We start from the raw sequence: 21,733 nt of genomic DNA on the forward strand, positions 1-21,733 counted from the left end.
CAGTGCGATATCCCTGCCACCCGCTGCGCCATGAGAATCGAGTGCGGCTGAGCCCCGAAGTGGACGCCGTGCCTGACGGGCTGTACCTGAACTACGGCGTGTTACGGCTGACGTTAATCTGGATCAACTTCCGGTATTTCACCGGCTTGCCCGCCATCGTCGCCGCCTGATAGCGCCAGTCGCGCGCGGCGGACAGCAGCTCGGCGTCGAACATGGGATGGACGCTCGCGCGGATCGCCGCGTAGGCGACACGCCCCAATTCGTCGATCACCACCTCGATGACGCCGCGCTCCTTGGCCTGAAGCTTCATCGACGGCGTGAGCCGCGGCATCTCCTGCCGGACGATCGCGGGCGCCGTCACGTCGGGGTCGCTCATCGTGTAGATGCGGTTGGGATCGGGCTGCGGCACGGCCGGCGGCGGCGCGGCAACCGGCTTCGGCGGGGCGGGCGGCGGCGCCATCGCGGCGATCGCGAGATCGAGGAACCCGGCGGACAGCGTCCTGAGATCCGCGAGCCTGCCGCCCATGTCCGGATCGTCGAGCAGCGTGATGGTCTGCCGGAACTGCTGCACGGCGAGCGTGTGATCCTTGCGATCGAACGCCGCTTTCGCTTCGCTGTAGCGCGCGCTCGCCAGGTCGGGCAGCAGCCGGCGGCGGACGTCCGAGAACGCGGCGCGGACGCGCGGCGACGCTTCCGCCTCCCCCGGCAGATACGTGGGGTCGGCGGTCACGACCGCCGCAATCGCGCTCTCGGCTTCGCTGCCCCGGCCCAGCGCGAGCAGGCAAAGCGATCGGTACTGCTCGATCGCCTTGCGATCGACCACCGCCGCGGCGCCGTCGCTCGGCCGCAGCTCGTTGAGCACGGCGAGCGCTTCGTCGTAGCGGGCGGATGCATACAGGTCGCGGGCGGCGCCGACGACGTCGCGCCCGCCGGGAACCTGCCCGAGGGCGGATTGCGCGAACGAGGCGGCGAGCAGAAACGGGGCGATGAGTCGTCGTGCGGGTGCGGACATGGTATTGCTCCTGCGGAGTCGAGCCTCCTACTTCATATCCTGGCTGAGGCGCACCGGCGCCTTGAGCGTGACCGAGACGGCCTGGCGCTTTTCGCCAAGCTGCGGATGACGGAAGACGATTTCGTGGGGGCCGATCGAGATCGGCAGGTTGCCGATCGGCGTCTCGCCGGCGCGGCGGCCATCGATCCACACCTCGGCCCAGGGAGCGGCGTTGATGTTGATCACCCCCATCGGCATCTCGACGCTCACCGCCGCGGTCTTGCCCGGGGCGACCTGGATGACCCGCGTCGCGCTGTAGCCGAGCGTGTCGTTCGTGAGTTCGATCTCGTGGCGTCCGGCCGCCATCATGATGCGGTCGGAATCGGTCGTGCCGATCAGGCGGCCGTTCTGGCGGATCTCGATCGCCACCGGCGCCTTGACGGACAGCCAGCCGCTCACCGGTCCGGCCGAGGCGGTCGACACGGGCGCGAGCACCGACGAGGTGACACCGGCCTGAATGACGACGCGCTGCTTCACCGGCGCGCCGCCGTCCGCCTGGAGCACGACTTCGTGCTCGCCCGGCGCGAGGTCAGCGACGCTCACCGGCGCAACGCCGTGATCCACGCCGTCGACCGTCACGCGGGCGCCCGCCGGATCCGACTGCACCAGCAGGCTGCCGGACGACGGCGTCTCGGGCAGCTCGAGATACTGCGACGCTTCCGCTCCCGCGGTTACCGTCACCGGGATGACGCGGGGCACGCCGCGGCCGCGCAGCTCCACGATGTGCGAGCCGGCCGAGAGCGACAGGCGCGCCGGCGTGTTGCCGCGCGACACGCCGTCCACGAACACCGCGACGCCTGGAGGATTCGTCTGCACGGACAGCGTGCCCAGCGTCGGCGCCGCAGGCTGGCGGTACGCGCGCATCGCGATGACGCCGCCTTCCACCATGGCGACGGCGATCAGACCGATCACGGCGATGCGGCGCCAGCCGGCGAAGCGCGTCCGCGCCGGCGGGAGCACCAGCTCCCTGTGCACTTCCGTCGACGGCGGCGGCTCGAAGTCCTTCAGGAGCTCGGTGATGTCCCGCGGCGGGGACGGCGGCGCCGGTGGCACGTACGGCGCGCGTGACGGCGCGGGCGCACGCACGGGCTCGGGTGCGCTCGAATCGAGCGCGAGCGGCACACGCGCCGGCGGCTCGCTCGCGGCCGGTATGACAGGCGCCGGCGGCGCGACGGACACTGGCGGCGCTGGCGGCGGCGGCGCCGGGGTGGCGGCAATGCGGACCGGTTCGGCGGCGGCAATCGGCTCCGGGGCGGGCGGGGCCGGCGGCTTCGGCGCGGCCGCGGGCGCCGGGATCGCAGGCGCGACCACGGCCGCGGCGACCGCCAGCGGCGCCGTCGGCTCGAGCATCGCCGCGATGTAACGCGACAGGAAGGTCTCGAGCGCCACCGGCGCGGCGACGAACCCGGAGTCGTCCGACAGCGCGTCCTCGAGCGCGACCTGCGCTTCGGTCGCCGACATGAAGCCCTGTCGCGGATCGAGCTGCAGCGCGCGCGCGATCCAGGTGTGCAGCGCGGCGGGCAGCGGCTGATCGTCGGCGCCGGTCGAGCGCGCGCGGGCGTCGTTCAGCAACTGGCCGACGCGGTGCGGGTACTCGTCGGCTGCGATCGGCCGGCCGAGCACGAGCGCGAGCGCGACGAGGCCGATGGCGGTGACGTCGGCGCGATGATCGAAGCGGCAGGCGCCGACCGTGGGCGGCATCGCCACCCGCAGCTCGCTCCACAACCGCTCGCGGTTGAACTGCAGCTGCTCGACCGCGGATCCGAGCACGTGCTCGACGACGACCAGGCGGGCCCGCGGCGTGACGATCAGACGTTCGGGGCTGATCAGACCGTGCGCCACGTCGCGCGCGTTCTCGTGCAGGAGCGCGAGCGAGGGCACGAGCTGCCGCAGCAGGCACAGCGCCGCGCTCAAGTCGAGCTGCAGCCGGCGCTCCTGCGCGACGCGGAGAATCTCCGAGAGGCGGACCCCCTCGACGTGATCCGAGACGATCGCGAGCCCCGAGGGATGGCGGTCGATGCGGCGCACGCGTGCGTAGTAGGCGTGGCGGAAGTTCGCCAGCCGCGCGGCGCGCTCGCGGAGCGCGAACTCGAACGACGGCACCGCGAGCAGCTGCGGCCGGATGCGCAGGATCTGCAACAGGTCGCCGGTCGCGGCATCCACCGCGACGACGCGGTCGCCGAGACCGTCGGAGAAGAGAGGCGCTTCGGGATGCTCGGCCGCCGCAGGGAGGGGTGTCATGGCTCCTCGATCCTTAGATCAATGGTCCATGGGCGTGCTGCAACCGCGGGACCACGGCGCAAAGCCGTGCCAGATGCCCGCAACTCTCAGGAGGAATGGCGGTTGGCGGGCCGGCCAACGGATTGGCCGGAGGTCCGCCGTTTACAACCTCGGTGGGTGCTTTGCGTTTCTGTAATCGAAGTTCCGATATGCTTTCGCGCGGAGGATTCATGAGGAAAACCGTCATTGCTCTCGCGGTGTGCGCTGCCGCGGCGGCGCTCCCGCTCGGCGCCGCGGGCGAGAAAATCGATTACGAAGCGCTCGGCAAGATCAAGGCCCAGGGGCTCTCGCCGCAATCATCCCAGGTCATGGAGATCTCCAGCTGGCTGACCGACGTGCACGGCCCGCGGCTCACCGGATCGCCCGCCATTCACAAGGCGGGTGAATGGGCGGCCGCCAGGCTGAAAGAGTGGGGGTTGACCAACGTCGCGCTGGAGCCGTGGGTGGATCGCAGCAGCTTCACCAATGGCTGGACCAACGACAAGTTCTACATGGCAGCCGTCAGCCCGCAGGCGTTTCCGATCCCCGGCACGCCGACCGCCTGGACGCCGGGCACCAGCGGACTGGTGCGCGGCGAGGTCGCGCTCGTCCCGGAAACGACGCCGGAGGACCTGAAGAAGCACGCCGGCCAGCTCAAGGGCAAGTGGATCCTGACGCAGGCGCCGCCCGACGTACCCGCATTCTGGACGCCGCAGGCGTCGCGCCAGACGGCGGAAGAACTGCAGCGCCTCGAGCTCGCGACGAATCCGGGTCCCGAGTTCGGCCAGCCGAATCCGGCGGCGGCGGGGCGCGGGCAGTTCGGCGGCCGCGGCGGCGGTCAGGCCGGCGCGCCGTTCAACCGCAACGAGTGGTTCAAGACTGAAGGGGCGGCAGGCCTGCTGGCGACGGCGCCGCGCGGCCACGGCGTGTACACGATCGGCGGCGGCGATCGCAGTGCCGACGCGGCGACGCAGCTGCCGCGCATCACCATCCCGGCGGAGCAGTACGGCCGCCTGGCGCGCCTGGTGATGAAGAACCTGCCGGTGACGATCGAGGTGGACGTCAAGAACACGTATCACCCCAATCCGCCGATGTTCAACGTCGTCGGCGAGATCCGCGGCACCGACAGGGCGGACGAAGTGGTGATGCTCGGCGCGCACTTCGACTCCTGGCATGCGTCCACCGGCGCCACCGACAACGCCGCCGGCTCGGCCGCGATGATGGAGGCGATGCGGATCCTGAAGCAGAGCGGCGTCACGCTGCGCCGCACCGTGCGGATCGGGCTGTGGACGGGCGAGGAGCAGGGACTGATCGGCTCGCGTGATTACGTCCGCGCGCATTTCGGCAGCTGCAACGATCCAGTCGGCGGGCGCGGATCCGGCTCCGCTCCTGCCGGAGCTGCGGCGGCATCGCCCCCCGCGGGACAACGTGGCGCGGGCCGGGCGGACCAGGCGCCGGGAGCGCAGCCGCAAGCGGCCGCACCCCAGCGCGGCGGCGGGGGACGCGGCGGGTGCCAGACCGGCTACACGCTCAAGCCCGAGCACGGGAAGTTCGCCGGCTACTTCAACATCGACAACGGCACGGGCGCGATTCGCGGCGTCTATCTGCAGCAGAACGACGCGGTGGGACCGATCTTCCGTGAGTGGATCGAGCCGTTCCGCAGCCTCGGCATGACGGCACTCACCAGCCGCAATACCGGCGGCACCGATCACCAGGCGTTCGACGCGATCGGCCTGCCGGGCTTCCAGTTCATTCAGGACGAAGTCGAGTACGACACGCTGACGCATCACACCAACCTGGATTCATACGAGCGGCTGCAGCCAGGCGACATGATGAAGAACGCCACGATCGCGGCGTCGTTCGCCTATCTTGCGGCGAATCGCGAGGAACGGCTGCCGCGCAAACCGTTGCCGCTGCCGGCTGGAAGGGGAACGGGACAGTAGGCGGGGGGATCGGGCGATCGGGCCATCGGGCGATCGGGCCATCGGGGGATCGAGCGATCGGGCGATCGGGCGAGCGCGCCTTCACCATCGGGCTGGTAGCCGTCGGCGTCGCGCTCCGCGCGCTGCTGGTCGGCTGCTCGCCCGTCCCGTTCGGCTACGTCTGGGATCCGTACCACGCGGGGGTCGCGATCCTCTTTTCAACCGGACGGCTTCCCCTCGCGGAAGACTGCTGGGCGTGCGCCAATCCGCCGGTCTATTACCTGTTCGGATGGCCTTTCTACGCCGCCGGCCGCTGGCTCGATCCGCAGGCCGAGGACACCGCGCTGCGCCTGCTCGGCGGCGTCGCGATCATCTCTGCCGCGCTCGTCGTCTACTACGGCCAGCGGCTCCTGCGGCTCTTCCGCTGCCGCGGCGCGTCCTACGTGCTCGGCCTCGCGCTGCTGCTCGCCTTTCCCTGCCTGTTCATCAGCTCCTACGGACCCGAAGCGGATATCGTCCTCACGGCGATCCTGACGGCGTTCCTCTACTACCTGGTGAGGTACTGCGCGCAGCCGTCGCGGGCGCGCCGGCTCGACGTCGCGCGGATTGGCGTGCTGGCCGGTTGTGCGGCGGCGACGAAGTACAGCGGGCTCCTGGCTCCCCTGACGATCGCGGTCGTGATGGCGCTGCAGCTGGTCCGTCCTTCCGCCGCGCGGCGCATGCGCCCCCGCCGCGTCGCCGCACACGCGCTGGCGATGCTGCTGATCGCGGGGCTGATCGGCGGGTGGAAGTACTTCGATAACGCGCGCCGCTACGGTGATCTTCTCAAGGCCAACGGCTCGGCCTCGGAGGGGTTCACCATCGGCGCGAGGCGGGCGCCCGGCGCGGACTACGAGTTCGCGACGCTGCGGCTCCGCGAGGTGCGGCGCCTGATCGGCCCGCGCGCCCCCGCAGGCGAGTTGACGGCGTTCCCGGTCTATTTCAGTGTGTGGACGACGCTGCACGCGCTGGCGTGGAGCGACATGAGCTTCTTTTCGAATCCAACCCGGCATGGCGACCCCTCGCGGCCGTATCCGCGCAAGACGATTCCCGCCGGGCTGGTGATGGCCGTGATCGTGCTGGGGTTCGTGCCCGAGCTGCTCGCGGCGCTCGGCTTCGTGCGCACCCTGCGGCATCGATCGACGTGGCCGATTGCGATCTTCGTCCTGCTGGGAGCAGCATCGTACGTGTGGTGGTTCCTGCCGCAGCAGGTGTGGGCGCTGAAGACGAAGTACATCCTCTTCCTGCTGCCCGCGGGCGTTCTGTACACGCTGGCCGGACTCGGCTGGCTGCGGCGCAGGCTGCCAGTCGCGGGCACGGGAGCCGCGATCCTGATCGTCGCGCTCGTCGTGGTGGCGAACATCTACTTGTACGCGTTCGCGGTGGGCCGGCTATGACGCGGCGCCTCGTCATCGTCGTGGCCACGGGCTCGGTCGTCGTGTCCCTGCTCGCCTCGTCGTCCGCACGCATCGTCGGCGACGGCGCCGAATACGTCGCGATGGCGCTCAACTTCGCGGCGCTGCGCGGGCCGTCGATCGCGCCCGCGGATGTGGATGGGCTGCAGCGCGCGATCGCGTCACTCGATTCGCGGTTCACCGGCTGGGACATTCGAGGCTCGACCGTGGCGAGCCGCGATCGGCGCCGCGACTTCGCGCATTTCTGGTTCTATCCGCTGGTCGCGGCGCCGTTTGTGTGGGCGGCGCGGCTGGCCGGCGTGTCTCCGCTCGCCGCGTTCACGGCGGTGAACGTGGGCGTGCTGATGGCCGCCCTGTGGTGCGCCGTCCCGCGCATCGGCGCGGCCGCCGCGGTGCTCCTGTTCGTCAGTCCCGTGCTCTGGTGGATCGACAAACCGCACACCGAGGTGTTCACGTTCGCCCTGCTCGCGATCGCCTTCCTGACCATGCGCGATCGGCCGTGGTGGTCGATGGCAGCGTCGGGCCTTGCCGCGACGCAGAATCCACCGATCGCGATCGTCACGCTGTTGACGGCCGCGGGGCACCTGATTGGCGACCGCGGCGCGTATCGCGATCGCCGTTTCCTCGCCGGCGCAGCCGCCGGCGGCGCGCTGTGCGTGATCCAACCGTTGTATACCTACCTCCGGCACGGCACGCCGTCGCTGCTGACGCTGCAGAATCCCGGTCATGCTCCCTCGTGGGCGGAGATCGCCGCGGTGCCGTTCGATCCCGCCATCGGGCTGGCCGCGCACTTCCCCGGCCTCGTCGTGGCCGTCATGGTTGCCCTGCCGCTGGTCCTGCGCGCGGGGCGGCCGGCGGTTCGCAGGGACGAATGGACGGCCGCGGCCGCCGCGGCGGGATTCCTCTTCGCCTTCTCGCAGGCGACCAACGTGCACCACGGCGGGACGCCGGGTTTCAGCCGCTACGCCGTGTGGCTGATGCCGCTGGCGATTCCGCTGTTCGCCCGCGCGAACGAGAGGAGCGCGCAGCGCTGGATGTGGCCGATCGCGGTGGCGTCCGGGATAGCGAGCGCGCTGCTGTACGGTCCATCGGTGCCGGAGAACGCGCGCGAGCCCGGTCCCCTGGCGGCCTACCTGTGGACGCGCCATCCCGGCTGGAACAATCCCCTGCCGGAAGTGTTCGCCGAGGTGTCCGCGCACCAGGACGCGCGCTCGGCGCCGACGTGGACGCGCGGGTGCGAAAAGGTGCTGCTGATGGGGCGGGGAACGGACGCGCCGTTCCCGATTCCCTGCGCTCCGGCGGCGGCTCCCGGCGAGTGCCTGCGCGAAGGCGCGCTGTGCTACGCGAACCGGGACGGAAGACGCTACCGGTTCGTCCGCGCCCCGGGCAGCGCCGTCGCGTGGTCGGGATTCACTTTCGAGCCGGACAGGGTCTGGCCGCCTGGATCGGCGCCGGGCGTGCGAGACCTTCTGGAGCAGGCGCAATGGTGGACGTTGAACGTGCGAAGCGGCGGCGACGCGGCGCTGCGGATGGCGCACGGCGTTCGGGTGACGGAGCTGCACGGACCATCGCGGCTGGTCTTCATCCTGCGTGACATCCGGCCCGATGCCGAGATCGTCGTGCGCGTCCCCTCCGGCATGCGCGGGACTCTGACGGATGCGTCGACGCGGCGCCGTATCAGCGAGGTCAGTTACGCCGGCCCACCGCTGGAGCCATGGCGCATCGCCGTGCCGTCCGGCTCGAGTCTCCTGATTCTCACGCTCTCGATGTCGTGACGCATGCTGCGCAACATTCTTGCGGCGCTGTCCTGCCTGGGCCTGTGTCTCGGAATCGCCTGGACGGCCAACACGCTCGGTGACGTCCAGCCGCTGAAAGCGACCGCGCTCGGCTTCCGCGGCCCCATCGTCACCCTGCTGCTCTCGCTGGCGTGCGCATTGGCATTCGTGGCATCGAGCGTCGAGCCGAGCCGCGCTCTCCGGCGACCCGCAGTGATCGCCTGGCTGTTGACGATCGCGGGCACGTTGCTGGTGGCGGGCTTCTCCGTTTTCTTCCGCTGGTCGTCAGGCGATCTGCACCCCTTCGGTGACCCCGCGATCCTGGAGCTTTACACGCTGCACGCGGTGCGCGGAGTGTGGTACCTCGGACCGTATTCGCAATTCGGCTGGCACCATCCGGGGCCGTCGTATTTCTACCTGCTCGCGCCCCTCTACCTGCTCAGCGGCGAGAAGACCATAGCGCTGCACGTCGGCGCGTTCGCGATCAATCTGCTGTCGCTTTCCGCGATTGGCTGCACGCTCTACCGCTACGCGAGCACAGCGGTGTTCTGCGCGGGGACACTGGTGCTGGGCGCCTATGTTCTGAGGTTGGAGCCGATCATCTCGAACTACTGGAATCCGCACATCGTGATCCTGCCGGCGGCGTTGTACCTGGTTTTGACGTCGGCGCTGGCGGCGGGCCGGCACGGTGCGCTCTTGCCGTCCGTACTCGTTGGCTCGTTTCTGGTGCAAACCCACATCTCGCTGGGCCCCTACGTGTTGACATTGGGCGGCGCGTCGCTGGCGGCTGGGGCATTCTGGCGGGAACGGACCCAGACGCCGGACCGATCGTCGTCCTTCCGCATGTGGATCGGCGCGTCCGCGGGGCTGACCGCGCTTCTCTGGCTGCTCCCGATCGTCGAAGAGGCGAGACACTCGCCTGGAAATCTCACACGAATCGCGCAATTCTTCGGAGAGCCCTCGCCCGGCCAGGAGCTGCAGGCCGCAGTCGCCGTCTGGGGCCAGATGATCTGCGCGTTGTATCAGACGGACCTCGCGGTCCCGGAGGGGCTGCCGCTCCGAATCCCGCAGCACTGGACGACGCCTGCGAGCCTGTCGGCAGTGGCGCAGATCCTCGTGCTGGCGGCACTGGCTGTGGATGCGCTGCGCCGCCAGGAGCGGTTCCACGGCGCGCTGGCGGCGTGCGGCCTCATCGCGTCGCTCGTCGGGCTGTGGTCGATCACCCGCGTGAGATCGCTGATCGGCGACTACATGATCTTCTGGCTCTCCGCGATCGGCGCGCTGAACTGGGCCCTGATCGCCGGTCTCGCGATGACGCGAGCCGCCGGCGTGCGAATGCGCGCGGTCCAGCAGACGATCGCGCTTGCGACAGCGGCAGTCGTGCTGTGGCTGTTCGTCGACGTCGGCAGCGGTCAACTCAAACGGGCACGGCGGCAGGCGCTCAGGCCGACCCGCGGCGGCGCAAGCGTTGTGCAGGTTGCTTCGGACGCCATCCTCGACGATATGCGGCGCAATCGTGTCCAGCGTCCGTTGTTGCAGATGAGCACGCCGGATTGGGGAGTCGCGGCGGGTGTCCTGTTGCAGGTCTACAAAAGGGGTCGGACCCCGGCGGTGCACCCGAGCCTGGTACCGCTTTTTGGCGCACCGCTCGCTCCCGATGGCCGGGAAGACCGCCTGTACGTGATCGCAGACGCCGCGAGCCAGGCGGTGCTCACGCAGCCCGTCGCGGGCACCGTGATCGGCAGCGTCGGGGATGTCTACATCCACGCCTCGCCCATCACGCCGCAGCCGATGGGGCCGGCGAAACGATGAGGAGCGTCGGCGCCGGCCCGCGCGCTACTTGGCCGCGGTTTCCCTGATGGCCTCGAACAGGATCTGAATCGCCGGTCCCAGGGCGTCCAGCGGCATGAACTCCGCGTCGCCGTGCATCGACAGGATCGAGGCGGCGGGGATGATTCCGGGAAACACGCCGTAGCTCTTCACCCCGCGCGGGCGGAAGCCGTTCGAGTCGGTGCCGAACGGCACCGTCATCGGCGTGACGATCGCCTGCGGATGATGCCGTGTGATGGCGGACTCGAGCGCCCGGTAGAGCGGCGTCTCCTGCGAGCTGACCACCGGATCGTCGCCTTCATAGATCACGTCGATCTTGATCGACGGCTCCGCGAGCCTGCCTTCGAGCAGCTTCAGCCACTGCGCCGCGGACGTGCCGGGCAGCACGCGGCAGTCGAGCGTCGCCTCGGCGACGGACGGGATGACGTTGGCGCGCGGCGGATCGCCGACGCCGGATCGCAGGCTGGTGAGCGAGATGGTCGAGCGCTGAATCGCGTTGTTGAACTTGTTCGCGACCAGCGGACCGCCGATCCGCGACTTCATCGTCTCGACGACAGGGAACGGCGCCGACTCGATCGGCGCGGCGAACAGCCGCGACAGCGCGCGCATCAACCGCTCGTTCGGATTCTGATCGTGCGGCTGGGAGCCGTGTCCCGCGACCCCCTCGGCGCGCAGCCGCAGCCACATGATCTTCTTCTCCGCGACCGAGATGCCGAACACCAGCTTGCCGGGGGTGAACATGTCGCGGCTGCCGAAGCCTCCCTCGTCGATCACGTACTCGGGATCCAGCTCGGCATAGTGGTTCTTGCGCATCCAGCTCGCGCCCAGTTCGCCGCCGACCTCCTCGTCGGGGACGAACATCAGAAGCACGTCACGCGTGAGCGGCACCTTCTGGCGGTGCAGCATCAGGAACGCGTAGAGGTGCGACGTGCCGATCCCCTTCATGTCGATCGTGCCGCGTCCCCACATCCTGCCGTCGGCGATCTCCGCGCCGAACGGGTCCTTCGTCCAGCGCGACGGATCGGTGGGGACGACGTCCATGTGGCTGAGGAGGAGAATCGGCTTGCCGCCGGTCCCGGTTCCCTTGAGCCGGGACAGCAGGATCGATCGGCCCGGCGCCGACTCGTAGCGCTTCACCTCGAGCCCTTCGCGCGCGAGGATTGCCGCCAGGTAGTCCGCGGCTTTGGTGACGTCGCCGGGAGGGTTCGACGTGTTGATCCGGACGTAGCCCTGCAGCGTCTTCAGCGCCTCCGCTTCGACCGCTTTCCAGTCGGGCGACTGCGCCGAAGCGAGGGCGGGAATCGTGAGCAGGGCGAGGAGCAGGCGGGCGTGTCGGCGCATCTCCCCGATTCTAACCAGTCGCGGCCGCGGCTGCGCGGACGCGCCTCCCGAGTGGCGTATAGTGCGCGCATGAGGACTCGCATCTTCACGGTCGCTCTCCTCATCGCGGTGGTGGGCCTCCTCGCCAGCGCCCGCGAGGCAGCGCAGACCCGGACCCAGCCGACCTACCGCGACGTCGCGGTCGATGCCGCCAAATGGATCCGCAACTCGCGGATGGAGACCTTGTTCGGGATTGCGTGGCCCGCGGACCCGCAGGATCCCAAGACGGTCAGCACCGCGCTCTACAGCGGCTCGCCCGGGGTCGTCCTCTTCCTGCTCGAACTGCACGCCGCCACCGGTGACGCCGCCTACCTCGCCGACGCGAAGCGCGGCGCCGACGAGCTGATGACCAAGGTGTCGTCCGAACCGCAGATGGGCCTCTACACGGGCGTCGCCGGGCTGGGCTTCATGCTCGGCGAGACCTGGCGCGCGACCAGGGACGACAAGTACCGCAAGGCGGCGCTCGGGGCGGTCCGCATTCTTGCCGACAAGGCCGGCGAGGTCGGCAAGGGGGTGCAGTGGAACAACTCGAACGACATCATTTCCGGCACTGCGGGCATCGGCCTGTTCCTGCTGTACGCGTCGGACACCTTGAAGGAGGAGAAGGCCGGCTGGCTCGCCGTGCGCGCGGCGGACCGGCTGCTCGAAGTCGGCATCGCCGACAAGGGGGGCACCAAGTGGGCGATGGATCCGAACGTCGCGCGGATGATGCCGAACTTCTCGCACGGCACCGCCGGGATTGCCTACTTCCTCGCCGCGGTGCATAAAGCAACCGGCGGACGCCGGTTCCTCGACGGCGCGCTCTCGGGCGCGCGGTACCTCCTGGCGATCGCGAAGACCGAAGGGGACATCTGCCTCGTCCCGCACAATCAGCCGGACGGGCTCGACCTTTATTATCTCGGCTGGTGCCACGGCCCGGCGGGCACCGCCCGCCTGTTCTACCAGCTCGCGCAGATCACCGGCGACAAGACGTGGATGTCGTGGGTGCAGCGTTCGGCGAACGGCGTGCTGACCAGCGGCATCCCGCAACAGCGCACGCCCGGGTTCTGGAACAACGTCAGCCAGTGCTGCGGCAACGCCGGCGTCGCCCAGTTCATGCTCGATCTCCACAACGTGACGCGCGAGGCGAAGTATCTCGCGTTTGCCGAGCGGGTCACCGCCGATCTGCTCGCGCGCGCGACGCGCGACGTCAGGGGAACCCGCTGGGTGCAGGCGGAGCATCGCGTGCAGCCGGACCTGCTGGTCGCGCAGACCGGCTACATGCAGGGGGCGGCAGGCATCGGCATGTGGCTGCTGCGGCTCGACGCCCAGCAGCGGAAGCGCACGCCGCTCGTCCGCTTCCCCGATTCACCATGGTAGCTCGCGGCGAATGCCCCCGGCAGGGAGCGTGGAGACGTGCCTGATGCCGTGATCGCGGCGCGCTGGCAGTTCGCGTTCACGATCATGTTCCACTACCTCTTCCCCATCCTGACGATGGGATTGGGGGTGCTGATCGCGGTCTTCAAGACGATCGAGCTGCGCACCGGGAATCCGCAGCACGGCATCGCCGCGCGCTTCTGGGCGCGGATCTTCGCCATCACGTTCGCCGCCGGAGTCGTCACCGGCATCCCGATGGAGTTCCAGTTCGGCACCAACTGGGCGCGCTTCTCCCGCTATGCCGGGCCGGTGGTCGGCCAGACGCTGTTCATGGAAGGGGTGTTCGCGTTCTTCGCCGAATCCTCGCTGCTCGGCGTTTTCCTCTTCGGGGAAGGACGCATCGGCCGGCGCGCGCACTGGCTCGCCGCGGTGGGCGTGGCGCTCGGCGCGGTGCTCTCCGGCTACTTCATCGTCGCCACCAACGCCTGGATGCAGCATCCCGTCGCCTACCGCGCGGCCGGTGACCACGTCGAGCTGACCAGTCTCTGGGGGCTGCTGACCAACCCCTACCTGCGCTGGCAGTATCCGCACGTGATCTCGGGATCGATGGTGACCGCGTCGATGGTGGTGGCGGGGATCGGCGCGTTCTACCTGCTCGCCCGCCGCCACGAAGAGACCGCGCGGGTGTTCGTGCGCGTCGGCGTCGTGTCGGCGGCGCTGTTCTCGCTGCTGTCGCTGTTTCCCACCGGCGCCTTCCACGGCGAGAACATCACCCGGTTTCAGCCGGCGAAGATGGCGGCGATGGAAGGGGTGTTCAGGACCCGGGAAGGCGCGCCGCTCGCGATCATCGGCATGCCCGACACCGAGCGGCAGGAACTGATGGATCCGATCTACGTGCCCGGCATCCTCAGCTATCTCGCCTACGGCAACTTCTCCGCCCGCGTCACCGGGCTGAACGACATCCCGAAGGATCTGCACCCGCCGATCGAGATCGTCTACTACGCGTACCACATCATGGTGGGGCTCGGCACCATCTTCATCGCCGTCACCGCCGCCGCCGCGTTCTTCCTGTGGCGCGGCACGCTGTTCGATCGCCGCGGCATGCTCTGGATCCTGATGCTGACGATGCCGTTTCCCTACGTCGCGAACGAGGCGGGATGGGTGGTCGCGGAAGTGGGGCGCCAGCCGTGGACGGTCTACGGCCTTCTGCGCGTGGCGGACTCGTCGTCGACCAACGTCACCGCCGGCATGACCTACTTCACGCTGTTCGGCTTCATGGGGCTCTATCTCGTGCTCGGCATCCTCTACCTGCTGCTCTTCGCGCGCATCGTCGACGAGGGCCCGCGAGAGCAGCCATGAGCCTGAACAGCGCCTGGTTCGTGCTGCTCGCCTTCACCCTTGCCGTGTATGCGATCCTCGACGGTTTCGACCTCGGTCTCGGCGCCATCCACCTGCGCCTCGGCCGCACGCGGCAGGAGCGCGAACGGCTGATCGACACCATCGGCCCGGTGTGGAACGGCAACGAAGTGTGGCTGCTGGCCGCCGGCGGCTCGATGGTGGTCGCATTCCCGAACCTGTACGCCGCGAGCTTCAGCGGCTTCTACCTGGCGCTCATGCTGGTGCTCTGGCTGCTCCTGCTCCGCGGCCTCGGGATCGAGTTCCGGCATCAGATTCATCACCCGATGTGGGAGGACGCGTGGGACGTGGTCTTCGCGCTGTCCAGCGCGCTGCTGGCGCTGCTGTTCGGCGTCGCGCTGGCGAACGTGCTGCGCGGCGTGCCGCTCGATGACACGGGCGTGTTCCGCGGCACGTTCACCGTGCTGCTCAACCCGTTCTCGCTCCTCGGCGGAGTGCTGTCGGTGTCGACGCTGGCGCTGCACGGAGCCTGCTGGGCGGCGCTGCGGACCGACGGAGATCTTCAGCTGCGCGCCCGGCGGTTCGCGTCGATGCTGTGGACGCCGTCGGCGCTGCTGCTGCTCGCCGTCATCGCCGCCAGCTTCGTCGTCCGGCCCGGGTTCGCCGGGAACTTCACCCGTCATCCGATCCTCTTCGCGTTCCCGCTCGCCGCCGCCGCCGCACTGGCGTCGAACCGGGTCTCGATCGCGCGGCATCAGGACAGGCGCGCCTTCATCGCCTCGTCCGCGTATATCGCGGGCGTGCTCGGATCCGTCGCCGCAGGCCTGTACCCGACGCTGCTGCCGGCCTCGGGAAGCGGCACGCCGCTCGATATCTACAACGCCGCCGCGCCGCCGCAGAGCCTGCGGATCGCGATGGTCGTGTATCTGGCGGGTCTGGCGATCGTCAGCGTCTATCTGGTCGCGGTCTATCGAGTGTGGAAGGGGAAGGCCGGCGCGGTGTATCGCTGACGGCTCACAGCCGCTCGAACCGCTCCGCCAGCGCCGCCATGAACGCGGCGCGCTCGCGGCCGCCGGCGTCCCTCTGCAGATCCTCGACCGGCCACGGGAGCCGCCACGTCCAGTTCTGCGCATCGATCAGCGCCGGCGTGTTGACGCGCTCGCGCCAGCCGAACACGTCGTGAATCGGCAGCAGAACGATGTCCGACGACGACGCGTAGAGCGCGGTGACGATGGCATCGCGTACCGGCGCGCCGAACGGCGACTCCGGATCCAACCCGCGTCCGACGATGGCCGCGACGGCGCGGCGCTCGTCGAGATCCGCCTCGTCCCACCACTGGGCGACGGTCTCGGTGTCGTGCGTTCCACTGGTGGCGACCGAGATTCGGGGATACGTCGCGGGATCCACGAACGGCTTGCCTTCCGCATCCCAGTGCCGCTCCCAGCGCAGCACCTTGTACCCGGGGATCTCGAGGCGCAGCAGCGTCTCGCGAACGAAGGCTGGAATGACGCCGAGATCCTCGGCGATGATCCGCGCGCCGGTCGCGCTCAGCACGTCGAGCACTCGTTCCCCCTGGACGACCTGCTCGCCCTGATCCGCGGGGACGAACGCGGCCTCGCCCGACTGCTCGCGCACGTAGGTGCGGAAGAAGCCGACGAGATGATCGACGCGGTAGCCGTCGTACAGATCGGCGCTCCGCCGCGCCCGCGCCGCGAGCCAGCGGAAGCCGCCGGCGGCGATCGTCTTCCAGCGATACGCCGGAAACCCCCAGTCCTGCCCGGTTTCGGAGAACGCGTCCGGCGGCGCCCCCACCGACGCATCGAGGCGGAAATCCTGCTGCCGCGACCAGACGTCGGCGCTGTCGCCGCTGACCATGAACGGAAAGTCGCCGAAGACGCCGATGCCGCAGGCGTCGCGCGCCTCCGCCCACTGATCGGCCGCGAGCCACTGCAGGTAGGAGTAGAACAGGATCTCGCCGGCGAGATCCTGCCGGGCGCCCGCCAGCGCCGCGGGGTGGTGATCGCGGACCGCCTCGGGCCAGTCGCGCCAGTAGCGCCCGTCTTCCCGCGCGTGGAGCGCGCGGAACAGCGCGTAATCGTCCAGCCACCAGCGCGCGCGATCGAGGAAGCGCTTCAAGCGCTGCGCTCGCGGCGTGTTCGCGTTCCACTCCGTCGTCCGGAAGTGCTCGAAGCCGGCGCGCAGCGCGCGCGTCTTGATCGCCCGCACGCCGGCGTAGTCGACGGCCGGCGCCGCCCGCGCCGCCTCGAGCCGCGCGCGGTCGTCCGCCGAGAGCAACCGCTCGCCGCCGAGCGACTCGATGTCCGGGACCGCCGACGGCGCGATGAAGATCGGATCGATCGCCATCGCGCTCATCGCCGAGTACGGGGAATTCTGGCCGTCCGCCATCTCGTTGATCGGCAGCAGCTGCACGAACGACGCGCCGGCCTCCGCCAGCCACGCGCCGAGACGCGGCAGATCGCCGATCTCGCCGATGCCCCAGCTGGCGCGCGAGGGGATCGAGAACAGCGGCACCAGCACGCCGGCGTGCCGGCCGTGGAAGAAATCACGCGCCATGGATCCGTGCCTCGATCGCGCGCAGCCCGCGCGCGAACACGTCAGGGTCGGCCAGCAGGCTGACCACGAGGAAGGCCTCGTGCGGGAAGTCGAAGAAGTACCCGGGGTGGACGACGACGCGATCGCGTTCGAGGAGGTCGAGCACGAGCGCTTCCTCGCTGCGAATCGCCGGCACCCGAACGACCGCCGACCAGCCGCCGTCGGCGGGCAGCACCGCCGCCCCGCCCGAGGTGCTGATCGAGCTTCGAAGCCGCGCGTAGTTGCCGCGGACGCGCGCGCGGATGCTGTCGCGAACCACCGAGCCGATCGTCAGCAAGCGCGGTGCCGCCATCTGGATCGGCGTCGACACCGACAGGTAGGTGTCGCAAATCAATTCAAGACGATCCAGCGCCTCCGCGACGTCCGCCTCCGGCCCCTGCACCGCGATCCATCCGAGCTTCACCTGCGGCAGGCCGATGGTCTTCGACAGCCCGCCGAGGCGGAAGACGAGGCATTCGCCGGCCGACAACGCCGGCGGGTCGGCGACCGCGTCGGCGGCAAGCGGATAATCGCAGAACACCTCGTCCACGATCAGCGCCGCGCGGCGGCGGGCGCACCGCGACACGAGCTCATCCGCGTCGGCGGGGTCCAGCAGGGCGCCGGTTGGATTGTTCGGCGTCACCGTCAGCACCACGCGGGTGTCGTCGGACCACGCCGCGTCGAGATCGTCCCGATCGATCGTCCACACGCCGTGATACTCGAGCAGATAGCGCCGCTGTCCGACGCCGTCGAGCCGCGTGAGGTGGTCGAACAGCGGGTAGCTCGGCGCCGGCGTGAGCGCGGTCGAGCGGCCCGGCTCGCAGAGCAGCTTGAACAGCAGTGAATATGCCTCGCTGGTGCTGGCGGTGAGGACGATACGATCGGACGTGATGTCGATGCCGCGCCGCGCGTACTCGGCGCGGATGGCGTCGCGGGCCGCCGGCAGACCGAACGGGGACGGCGCGTAGTCGAGCGCCGCCGGGTCGGCGAGCCCGGCCAGCAGATCGGCTGGGTAGGAAATGCCGGCGCGGGTCGGATTCGAGACGGTGAGATCCGCGAGTCCGCCCCGTTCCCGGGCGCGCGCCAGCGCGCGCGCCAGGCGGTTCGGGGTGCGATCGTCCGGAACGCGGCTCGAGAACACCTCTCAAGGATATTTGGTAAGTTGGTGATCTGGCGAGGTTGTGATCTTCATGTTCCGCACAATTGTCCTGGTTGCCGCTCTGCTTCAGGCCGGCGCCGCGCCGAAAGCCGGTCTGGACGTGCCGTTCACCCAGTTCACGCTGCCCAACGGCATGCACGTGATCCTGCACGAGGACCACACGGTTCCGCTCGTGACGGTGAACGTCTGGTACCACGTGGGATCCGCCCGGGAAAAGCCCGGACGCACCGGTTTCGCGCACCTCTTCGAGCACCTGATGTTCATGGGATCGAAGCACGCGAAATACGGCGACTTCGATCGCCTGCTCGAGGCCGCCGGCGGCACCAACAACGCGTCCACCGCGGAGGACCGGACCAACTACTACATCGACGTGCCGTCGAACGCGCTCGAGCTCGCGCTGTTCCTCGAATCGGATCGCATGGCCTACCTGCTCGACGCGATGTCGCCGAAGACGGTGGACGCGCAGCGCGACGTGGTGAAGAACGAGCGCCGCGAAGGGGTCGAGAACGCGCCCTATGGCATGGCGTCGATCGAGATCGCCGGGATGCTCTATCCGAAGGGACATCCGTACCGCTGGCCGGTGATCGGCCACATGGAGGATCTCACCGCGGCGAGCTACGAGGACGTGGTCGAGTTCTTCCGCACCTACTACCAGCCGGCGAACGCCAGCCTCGTCGTCGCCGGCGACATCGAGCCGGCGGGAACCCGCGCGCTGGTCGAGAAATGGTTCGCCGAGGTGAAGCCCGGAACGGCGCCGCTGCCGCCGATCGACTACCCGCGGCCGAACGTCACCGCCGTGCAGAAGAAGACGATCACGGATCGCGTGCAACTGCCTCGCCTCTATCTGACCTGGGTCAGCCCGCCGCACCTGACGCCGGGCGACGCGGAGCTGGACGTGGTGTCGTCCCTGCTCGCCGGCGGCAAGAACTCGCGGCTCTACAAGCGGCTGGTCTACGAGCTGCAGATCGCGCAGGACGTCGCGGCCGTCCAGGCCTCGAAGACGTTGAATTCGGAGTACCAGATCATCGTCACCGCCCGGCCGAACGCGTCGATCGATCGGATCCGCGGCATCGTCGACGAGGAGCTCCGCAGGCTGCAACAGGCGCCGCCGTCGGACCGCGAGTTCCAGCGCGCGCTGAACCAGATCGAGTCGAGCTTCTACGATCGGATGGAGCGGATTGGCGCCTACGGCGGCGTCGGCGATCAGCTGAACGCGTATTACTTTGCGGCCGGCAATCCCGGCTACTTCAACGAGGATCTCGCGCGCTACCGCGCGCTCTCGCCCGCCGACGTCACCGCCGCGGCGGCGCGATTCCTGCCGCTCGACAGGCGTGTCGAGCTGATCGTGGAGCCGCAGAAATGAGACGAACGAGCCTGGCCGCGGCGGCCGTGTGCCTGCTGTGCGCGGCGGCGGCCGCGCAGACGCCCGTGGATCGCTCCAAACCGCCGGCGGCGGGCCCGGCGCCCGCGCTGAAGCTGCCGCCGATCGAGACGCGAACGCTCTCGAACGGGCTGCAGGTGCGCGTGATGGGCGTCCGCAAGGTGCCGACCGTGCACGTGGCGCTGACGATCCGCACCGGCGTGGCCGCGGATCCCGCCGGCAAGTTCGGCCTGGCGAGCCTGACCGCGGACATGCTGGACGAAGGGGCGGGCTCGCGCAACGCCCTCGAGATCGCCGACGCGATCGACTTCCTCGGCGCGGACCTGTCGGCGTCCGGCGGGGTGGACGCCACCTCCGTCGAGCTGCACGTGCCGGTGGCGCGGCTGGCCGACGCGCTCCCCCTCATGGCGGACGTCGTCGTCCGCCCGACGTTCCCGGAGGCGGAGCTGAACCGCCTGCGCGAGGAGCGGCTGGCGGGTCTCCTGGAGATGCAGGATGATCCCGAGCAGCTGATCACGGCCGCGTTCCCGCGCCTGGTGTTCGGCGCGGAGCATCGCTACGGCTCGCCGGCCATCGGCACCCCCGCGTCGCTCAAGAGCATCGCGGTCTCCGATCTCGAGGCCTTCCACGCGGCCAACATCCGTCCCGCGAACGCCGTTCTCGTCGTCGCCGGCGACGTGACCGCCGACGGCGTGCTGCCGCAGCTCGAGCGAGCGTTCGGCGGCTGGAAGGGAGCCGAAGGGGGAGCATCCCCTGCGCCGGCGAACCCGCCCGCCGCAGCGGCGCGCCGTGTGTACCTGATCGACACGCCGGGCGCGGCGCAGTCGCAGATCCGCATCGGCGGCGTCGGCGTGCCGCGCTCGACGCCGGACTACTTCGCGCTGCGGGTGCTCAACACCATCCTCGGCGAAGCGTTCACCTCGCGTCTGAACACCAACCTGCGCGAGGTCCACGGCTACGCCTACGGCGCCGCGTCGCGATTCGACATGCGCCTGAGCGCCGGCCCGTTCTATGCCGCCGCGGGCGTGCAGACCGACAAGACGGCCGAGGCGCTGAAGGAGTTCTTCGTCGAGCTGAACCGGATCCACGAGCCCGTCCCGTCCGACGAGCTCGAGAAGGCGAAGAACTATCTGGCGCTGCTCCTGCCGCGCAACTTCGAGACCACGCGCGGCACCGCGGCGTCGCTGGCGCAGGCCTGGATCTACAACCTGCCGGCGGATTACTACACGACCTACGCCGATCGCGTGCGCGCCGTCACGGCGGCCGATGTCAAACGCGCCGCCGACAAGTACATCGTTCCCGGGAAGGTGGCCGTGGTGATCGTCGGCGACCGCAAGGCGATCGAACCGGGCGTCAAGGCGCTCAACCTCGGGCCGCTGACCGTCGTCCAGCCCGGCGAGATTTTCAGATAGTCCGCGCATGCATCTGACGTTCGACGAGCTGGTCCGCTATACCAACGAGGAGCGCGAGAAGTGGCGGGGCTGGTTCGTCGCGCATCCCGAGGCGATGGAGCTCGAAATGCAGCCGGGCGGGCGCCACGGAACCGTCGGCGCCTTGATCGATCACATCTTCCTCGTCGAGCGCCGCCACCTGCAGCGCCTGCGCGGTGCCGAGCTGGACACCAGGACAGGTCTCAGCGGCCGCCACTCACCGCCGCTCTTCGACTACGGCGCGTCGGTGCGCCGCGAGCTGGATCAGTTCACGTCGGAGCTGGACGACGAATCGGCCGACGAGCCCCGCCGGATCACCGTGCAGAGCGGCGGCGAGTTCATGATGACGCCGCGCAAGCTGCTCTTCCACTGCCTCTTGCACGAGACGCGGCACTGGGCGCAGATCGCCCTGGCCGTGCGGCGCGCCGGCCTGGACCCGCCCGGGAACCACGACCTGTTCTACTCGAAGGCGCTGAGGTAGCCCGGTGATCACTTCGAGCGGAGCGGCGGCTCTCGTCGCGCAGATCGCATTCTGGGTCATCCTCGGCATCGGCGTGGCCTTCGGCGAGCTGCGCGGACGCTCGACTGCCATCTTCGTGCTTCTCTGGGCGCTCGGCGTATTCGGCCTGCCGGGAGTGGCCGCGGCCGGGGGCGTGTTCGTCGCGCCCTACGTCGCGGTGCTCGACATCGTGCTGGCGTTTGTCGTGTTCAAGGGAGACGTTTCGCTGTCTTGAGCGCGATCTGCACACTCAGCGGTGCGCAGCTCATTGCTGATGATCGCTCTCCTG

Annotated in this window: 16 protein-coding genes; 11 read left to right on the forward strand and 5 right to left on the reverse strand. The window is 69.6% G+C overall.

All coding sequences use genetic code 11. The annotated features are described in order from the left end of the window. Positions 1 to 91 precede the first annotated feature (91 nt). Together VFK57_15960 and VFK57_15965 are read right to left on the reverse strand one after the other, a co-directional pair. Positions 92 to 1,012, reverse strand: coding sequence for an energy transducer TonB (locus tag VFK57_15960; GenBank protein ID HET7697208.1), 921 nt, complete (start codon positions 1,010 to 1,012; stop codon positions 92 to 94). Between the two features lie 27 nt (positions 1,013 to 1,039). Next, entirely contained in the window at positions 1,040 to 3,292 is a 2,253-nt protein-coding gene (locus tag VFK57_15965; GenBank protein ID HET7697209.1) for a PEGA domain-containing protein, read from the reverse strand. A gap of 209 nt (positions 3,293 to 3,501) precedes the next feature. Between VFK57_15965 and VFK57_15970 the strand changes: the two genes are divergently transcribed. The 4 genes from VFK57_15970 to VFK57_15985 all read left to right on the forward strand — a co-directional run bounded on the left by VFK57_15970 (position 3,502) and on the right by VFK57_15985 (position 10,273). Further along, on the forward strand, positions 3,502 to 5,253 hold the full coding sequence (locus VFK57_15970) for a M20/M25/M40 family metallo-hydrolase (GenBank protein ID HET7697210.1): 1,752 nt from the start codon (positions 3,502 to 3,504) through the stop codon (positions 5,251 to 5,253). Positions 5,254 to 5,675: 422 nt separating this feature from the next. After that, positions 5,676 to 6,668, forward strand: coding sequence for a hypothetical protein (locus VFK57_15975; protein ID HET7697211.1), 993 nt, complete (start codon positions 5,676 to 5,678; stop codon positions 6,666 to 6,668). Continuing rightward, the gene (locus VFK57_15980; GenBank protein ID HET7697212.1) at positions 6,665 to 8,461 is read left to right on the forward strand and encodes a hypothetical protein; all 1,797 of its coding nucleotides are present in this window, start codon (positions 6,665 to 6,667) and stop codon (positions 8,459 to 8,461) included. Before VFK57_15975 ends, VFK57_15980 begins: the two co-directional genes overlap by 4 nt. A 3-nt stretch (positions 8,462 to 8,464) precedes the next feature. Beyond that, positions 8,465 to 10,273 carry a hypothetical protein gene (locus tag VFK57_15985; protein ID HET7697213.1) on the forward strand — a complete coding sequence of 603 codons (1,809 nt, stop codon included), beginning with the start codon at positions 8,465 to 8,467 and terminating at the stop codon, positions 10,271 to 10,273. Between the two features lie 24 nt (positions 10,274 to 10,297). On the opposite strand, the gene VFK57_15990 is transcribed toward VFK57_15985, so the two are convergent. Beyond that, positions 10,298 to 11,632, reverse strand: coding sequence for a M20/M25/M40 family metallo-hydrolase (locus tag VFK57_15990; protein HET7697214.1), 1,335 nt, complete (start codon positions 11,630 to 11,632; stop codon positions 10,298 to 10,300). A gap of 69 nt (positions 11,633 to 11,701) precedes the next feature. On the opposite strand from VFK57_15990, the gene VFK57_15995 reads away from it, so the two are divergent. Genes VFK57_15995 through cydB form a run of 3 tightly spaced genes read left to right on the forward strand, consistent with a single transcriptional unit; the run spans position 11,702 to position 15,393 of the window. After that, a complete protein-coding gene (locus VFK57_15995; protein ID HET7697215.1) occupies positions 11,702 to 13,030 on the forward strand; it encodes a lanthionine synthetase LanC family protein in 1,329 nt (442 codons plus the stop codon). Between the two features lie 36 nt (positions 13,031 to 13,066). Next, positions 13,067 to 14,386: a cytochrome ubiquinol oxidase subunit I gene (locus VFK57_16000; GenBank protein ID HET7697216.1), complete on the forward strand. Its 1,320-nt coding sequence runs from the start codon at positions 13,067 to 13,069 to the stop codon at positions 14,384 to 14,386. After that, positions 14,383 to 15,393: a cytochrome d ubiquinol oxidase subunit II gene (cydB, locus tag VFK57_16005; protein ID HET7697217.1), complete on the forward strand. Its 1,011-nt coding sequence runs from the start codon at positions 14,383 to 14,385 to the stop codon at positions 15,391 to 15,393. The genes VFK57_16000 and cydB overlap by 4 nt, the downstream gene beginning before the upstream one ends. Positions 15,394 to 15,397: 4 nt before the next feature. Here cydB and VFK57_16010 read toward each other — a convergent pair whose 3' ends face one another. Then, complete coding sequence (locus VFK57_16010) at positions 15,398 to 16,957, reverse strand: 4-alpha-glucanotransferase (GenBank protein HET7697218.1); 1,560 nt, start codon at positions 16,955 to 16,957, stop codon at positions 15,398 to 15,400. Continuing rightward, positions 16,947 to 18,116, reverse strand: coding sequence for a pyridoxal phosphate-dependent aminotransferase (locus tag VFK57_16015; GenBank protein ID HET7697219.1), 1,170 nt, complete (start codon positions 18,114 to 18,116; stop codon positions 16,947 to 16,949). The genes VFK57_16010 and VFK57_16015 overlap by 11 nt, the downstream gene beginning before the upstream one ends. A gap of 49 nt (positions 18,117 to 18,165) precedes the next feature. Between VFK57_16015 and VFK57_16020 the strand changes: the two genes are divergently transcribed. The 4 genes from VFK57_16020 to VFK57_16035 are packed head-to-tail and all read left to right on the forward strand — an operon-like array spanning position 18,166 to position 21,679. After that, positions 18,166 to 19,497, forward strand: coding sequence for a pitrilysin family protein (locus tag VFK57_16020; GenBank protein ID HET7697220.1), 1,332 nt, complete (start codon positions 18,166 to 18,168; stop codon positions 19,495 to 19,497). Then, positions 19,494 to 20,927, forward strand: a complete 1,434-nt coding sequence (locus VFK57_16025; GenBank protein ID HET7697221.1) for a pitrilysin family protein — start codon at positions 19,494 to 19,496, stop codon at positions 20,925 to 20,927. The genes VFK57_16020 and VFK57_16025 overlap by 4 nt, the downstream gene beginning before the upstream one ends. A gap of 7 nt (positions 20,928 to 20,934) precedes the next feature. After that, complete coding sequence (locus VFK57_16030) at positions 20,935 to 21,426, forward strand: DinB family protein (protein ID HET7697222.1); 492 nt, start codon at positions 20,935 to 20,937, stop codon at positions 21,424 to 21,426. A 4-nt stretch (positions 21,427 to 21,430) separates the two neighbouring features. Then, the gene (locus VFK57_16035; GenBank protein HET7697223.1) at positions 21,431 to 21,679 is read left to right on the forward strand and encodes a hypothetical protein; all 249 of its coding nucleotides are present in this window, start codon (positions 21,431 to 21,433) and stop codon (positions 21,677 to 21,679) included. The last annotated feature ends 54 nt before the right edge of the window (positions 21,680 to 21,733 follow it).

Source organism: Vicinamibacterales bacterium (assembly GCA_035699745.1).
Taxonomy (GTDB): Bacteria; Acidobacteriota; Vicinamibacteria; order Vicinamibacterales; family 2-12-FULL-66-21; genus JAICSD01.